The 3,821-nt window shown below is 68.6% G+C and carries 3 protein-coding genes; 2 read left to right on the top strand and 1 reads right to left on the bottom strand.

Annotation, left to right across the window (positions count from 1 at the left end; genetic code table 11):
- Window positions 1–23: 23 nt before the first annotated feature.
- Window positions 24–1,514, bottom strand: coding sequence for an MFS transporter (locus ACFWPS_RS53795; protein WP_383721860.1), 1,491 nt, complete (start codon window positions 1,512–1,514; stop codon window positions 24–26).
- A 637-nt stretch (window positions 1,515–2,151) separates the two neighbouring features.
- On the opposite strand from ACFWPS_RS53795, the gene ACFWPS_RS53790 reads away from it, so the two are divergent.
- A complete protein-coding gene (locus ACFWPS_RS53790; protein WP_383721858.1) occupies window positions 2,152–3,114 on the top strand; it encodes an SDR family NAD(P)-dependent oxidoreductase in 963 nt (320 codons plus the stop codon).
- Between the two features lie 104 nt (window positions 3,115–3,218).
- Window positions 3,219–3,749, top strand: coding sequence for a YbhB/YbcL family Raf kinase inhibitor-like protein (locus ACFWPS_RS53785; RefSeq protein WP_383721856.1), 531 nt, complete (start codon window positions 3,219–3,221; stop codon window positions 3,747–3,749).
- Window positions 3,750–3,821 lie beyond the last annotated feature (72 nt).

The raw sequence follows: 3,821 nt of genomic DNA, 5'->3' as shown, positions 1-3,821 counted from the left end.
CGCCACGACCGAGCCCATTCACCTCACACGGATAGCGCGGTTTCCTCGATGGGTGCTATCGCCCGCTTCTCCGCCGCGCCGCCGTCACGAGGGCGGAGGAAGATCGCGCCGATGAGCAGGGATACGAAGGCGACACCGGCGACGGCCAGCAGGGCGTTCGAAATCCCCGAGTCACCGTAGACGAGCACACCGGGCACCGGGGATTTCACGGTGGGCGTCATGATGGCGAACACCATGGTGGACATGGCGGCGCCGATGAGGCCCGCGCTGAGTCCGCCCGCCGACGACATCGCCCCCTGCTCAGACTCCTGCGTACCCCCGATCACCATGATCGGCATGGAGCCCATCGCCAGACCGCTCCCCAGACCCACGATCACGCAACCGACGAGAATCTTCCCGAGCGTGTCGTGCGCGAGCATCAGCACCAGCGCACCGCCTGCGAGCAGGCCCAGGCCCAGATACATCAGCCGCCGGGGGCCGGTCCGCCGGACCACCATGCCGACAACGACGCCGGCCACCACGCTGGCAAGGGCGAATGTCGCCGTCACAAAGGCGTACTCGGTCGCCGAGTAGCCCAGGCCGTAGGTGCCGCCCAACTGCCGCGGCGTCATGGCCAGCAACGCCAGCAGGATCGTCATCACCAGCGAGAGACTGTTGCCCATACCCCCGCCCAGCACGCCGAACAGGACGGTCCGCCGGAACAGCGCCCGCAGGTCCAGCACCGGTTCCCGGGTCCGAAGCGCGACCAGGGCGTAGACCGCGAGCACGACCACCCCGCCGGTCAGCAGGCCGACGACCCGGGCCGAGCCCCACCCCCACTCCGTGGCCTTGCTCACCGGCAGCAGGATCAACGTGACGCCGCCGGCCAGCAGCAGCACACCGAGTACGTCCAGGCGGGCGGGACGGCGCACGCCCGTCTCGGGCGTGGTCAACACCATGGCCACCCCCATCACGACCAGCCACGCGAGGTTGAACACGTATACCGAACGGAATCCGAAGTGATCGATCAGCACACCGATCAGGAACGGCGCCCCGACCAGCAGCAGACCCATGCCCGTCACCGACACGCTGGCCGCGAAGGGAACGAGCTTCTTCGGATAGACATCCCGGATCAGCGAGTAGCACAGGAACAGCAGGGCGGTGAGCGCACCGAGCAGAACGTGGCCGACGATCATCACCCAGAAAACGGGAGCGGTCGCCGCGATGATCTCGCCCAGGCAGGCCAGGACCAGCGCGACAAGGATCATCCGGCGCTTGCCGTGCAGGTCGGCCAGCTTGCCGAGCAGCGGGGAGGAGGAGGCTCCGGCCAGCGTGGTGACCGTCACCAGCCAGCCTCCCTGAGTGGTGTTGAAGTGCCCGATGATCCGAGGCACCGCGGTGGTGGTGGCTATGTTGGCGAAGGCCGCCGACTCGACCAGACAGAGCAGGGAGATCAGGGACAGGACAAGTCGCGGAGTCCATCCGGTGCTGCGGAACGAGTCCGCGCCGGTGGGGACGGGAGTGGACGAGGTCAAGGGATCCTCCGAACGAATCGTCGCTGAAACGCGGTGGAATTCTCGAAATATCAGCCAAGCTTTCTGAGATGTCAATAAGTCCGGTTGCCTGCTCGTCACGGAAGATTTGACATATCACGAGCGGCCGTCGGCGGCGGGCGCTTCTGTGCGTCGCCGCGTTCGAGGCGCCGGGCGCCATCCGGCTGCCGCTCGTGGCATGCACCGACAGGACCATCCCGCCCTGGTGACCGGCACCTTCGGTCACGGCCGACCGGCATACGGTCAGCCGTAGAAGCAGCCCGATGCGCCTCATCGGCGCGGCCGTCCCGGTAGCGGGCGACACCGAGGCGTCACCTGGCCCTGCACACTCCCACGCTGCGACGCGCGCGGCGAACGCCGGAGGAAACGGCGATCCGACGACGCGGCGCGCGGCTCTTGACAAAGGCCTCCTGTCAATGTTTCGTGGTCGTCATACTGAAGTTTCAGATACGGTCTCTTGATGTTCCAGCCTTGACCGCACCTGGCGCCGCGCCTCGGCGGCCACCCCGATGTGCGCGCCCCGCGGGGCCGTGCTGCCTCATTCCCGCGCCGCAGTCGGCGGCCGCCCAGGAGCCGCGTGGTCCCCGATGCCGTCTACATGAAGGAAAGTGAGAGGAAATTGGCACTTCTTGAGGGCAAGGTCGCGATCGTCACGGGCGGCGGACGCGGCATAGGCAGAGCACACGCCCTGGCACTGGCCGCGGAGGGTGCGGCCGTGGTCGTCAACGATCTCGGTGAAGCCGAGTTCGGCGGCGAAGGCCACTCGAACAACGGGCCGGCCGAGGAGGTCGCGCAGGCCATCGTCGCCGCCGGAGGCCGCGCCGTGGCCGACACCACCGACATCTCCGACTGGGACGGCGCCGGCGCCGTCGTACAGGCGGCACTCGCAACGTTCGGACGACTCGACATCGTCGTCAACAACGCGGCCATATCGCGTTTTGGCCCCATCGACGTCATCTCGCGGCTCGACTGGGAGCGCACCATCGCGGTGAACCTCACCGGCACCGCCGCCCTCTCCCACTGGGCGGCCGCCCACTGGCGCGAGACCGGGCCGCAGCCGGGGCGCCGCATCGTCAACACCTCGTCCGCCGTCGGGCTCATCCCCTGGCCCGGCAACCCCATGTACACCGCGTCCAAGGCCGGCGTGGCCGCGCTGACCATCTCCTGCGCACTGGACCTCGCCGATCTCGGCGTCCGGGTCAACGCTTTGGCCCCGGCCGCCCGGACGCGTGTCAGCGCGACTGTCGCCCCCGATCTCATGAAGCCGGTCGAAGAGGGCTTCGACCGCATGGCTCCGGAGAACGTGGCGGCCGTCGCCACGTATCTCGCGTCGCCGCTCTGCCGCTACACCGGCCGGGTCTTCGGAATCCTCGGGGACGATCTGACCGTCTTCGACGGCTGGACGGTGAGCCGGCACCTCAACAACGCCGAGCGCCGTTGGACCCCGCAGGATCTGCAGGCAGCGCTCGCGGACGTGCCCCTGCAGCAGGAGGTGACGGCGCAGGCGATACCCGGCGTGGAGGCGGCGTCGTCGCCGCCGAAGGAGGTACTGGCAGCCCTCGCGGCCCTTGAGGAGGCCTGATACCGCGGTACCGCTCCGCGAGTCGGCCGGTCCGGTCGCGATCAGCAACAGCATTCGCGCGGTGCGCCCGCTCGAACAGAAACCCAGACACGAAAGGCACAGCCATGGAATCCCCCTACGACAAGCTCGGAAGGGTTCCTGCGTTCACGCTGAAGAGCAAGGACGTGCAGGACGGAGGAGTTCTTCCGATCGCGCAGATCAGCAGCCGGATCGGTGGCACGGACACCTCACCGCACCTGAGCTGGTCGGGTTTCCCCGCCGAGACCAAGGGCTTTGCCGTCACCGTGTACGACCCACATGCGCCGACGGTGAGCGGCTTCTGGCACTGGGCGGCCGCCGACATCCCGGCGTCGGTGACGGAACTGCCGTCCGGGGCGGGCGACGGCTCCGGCTCCGGTCTGCCGAAGGGTGCGTGGCAACTGGCCAACGACGCGGGGCTGAAGCGCTACGTCGGGGCCGCGCCGCCTCCCGGCACCGGCGAGCACGTCTACCACATCGCCGTCCACGCAGTCGACGTGGCAGAGCTCGGCCTGAACCGGGACGCGACCCCGGCGTATCTGGGGTTCAACCTCTGGACGCACACGCTCGCGCGTGCGGTGATCACCGGACGGTTCGCCGCGCCGTCACAGCGATGACGGGCGATCCGAGGCAGTGAGGGCCATCCTCCTGCGACAGCGAACGGTCCCGGGCTTGTTCAATCACGGGAC

The organism is Streptomyces sp. NPDC058457, from assembly GCF_042720695.1.
Lineage (GTDB): Bacteria > Actinomycetota > Actinomycetes > Streptomycetales > Streptomycetaceae > Streptomyces.
This window is presented reverse-complemented; position numbering and strand designations above follow the sequence as displayed.